Source organism: Rhizobacter sp. P3_B12 (assembly GCF_056402895.1).
In genome coordinates this window covers 1-904 of sequence record NZ_JBFUGN010001538.1, presented here as the reverse complement: position 1 = coordinate 904, position 904 = coordinate 1, and the positions used below count along the sequence as shown (strand labels likewise).

1 protein-coding gene is annotated in these 904 nt (G+C 71.6%); it reads left to right on the top strand.

Going from position 1 to position 904, the window contains the following annotated elements; genetic code table 11:
• On the top strand, positions 1 to 876 hold an 876-nt coding region (gene pip, locus AC1D01_RS36710), incomplete at its 5' end, for a prolyl aminopeptidase (protein WP_477874734.1).
• Positions 877 to 904: the final 28 nt, after the last annotated feature.

Here is a 904-nt window from a genome sequence, read left to right as displayed (position 1 = left end):
CTCTACTGGGAGCGCAGCGGCAATCCCGCCGGCATCCCGGTCATCTTCGTGCACGGCGGCCCCGGCGCCGGCACCTCGGCAGCCGACCGGGGCTTCTTCGATCCCGCCCGCTACCACATCGTGCTCCTCGACCAGCGCGGCGCCGGCAAGTCCACGCCCTCCGGCGAATGCCGCGAGAACACCACCGCATTGCTGATCGCCGACCTGGAGCGCCTGCGCGAGCGGCTCGGCATCGCGCAATGGCTGGTGTTCGGCGGCTCGTGGGGCTCCACGCTGTCGCTGGCCTATGCACAGGCGCACCCCGAGCGCTGCCTCGGCCTCGTCTTGCGCGGCATCTGGCTCGCCAGCACCGAGGAGCAGCAGTGGTGGCTGCACGGCATGCGGCAGTTCTTTCCGAAGGAGTGGGAGGTCTTCGCCGGTGCCATCCCGCCCGACGAACGCGGTGACCTGCTCGCGGCCTACCAGCGCCGCCTGAGCAACCCCGACCCCGCCGTGCACGCCCCCGCGGCGCGCGCCTGGAGCAGTTACGAGGGCGCCTGCCTGCGGCTCATCCCGCTGCCGGTCGAGCCGCTGCGGCCGCAGGACGCCGTCTTCGAGCTGAACCTCGCGCGGCTCGAGGCGCACTACTTCGTCAACGGCGCCTTCCTCACGCCCAACCAGCTGCTCGCCGGCGTGCCGCGCATCGCCCACCTGCCTTGCACCATCGTGCACGGCCGCTACGACGTGATCTGCCCGGTGCGCTATGCCTTCGCGCTGGCCGATGCATGGCCCTCGGCCCAGCTGGTCGTGGTGCCCGATGCCGGGCATTCGTCGATGGAGCCGGGCATCACGTCGGCGCTGGTCACGGCCACCGACGCCTTCGCCGATGCCCGATGAACTCATCTGCGGCGAAGCGGCCGTGCTG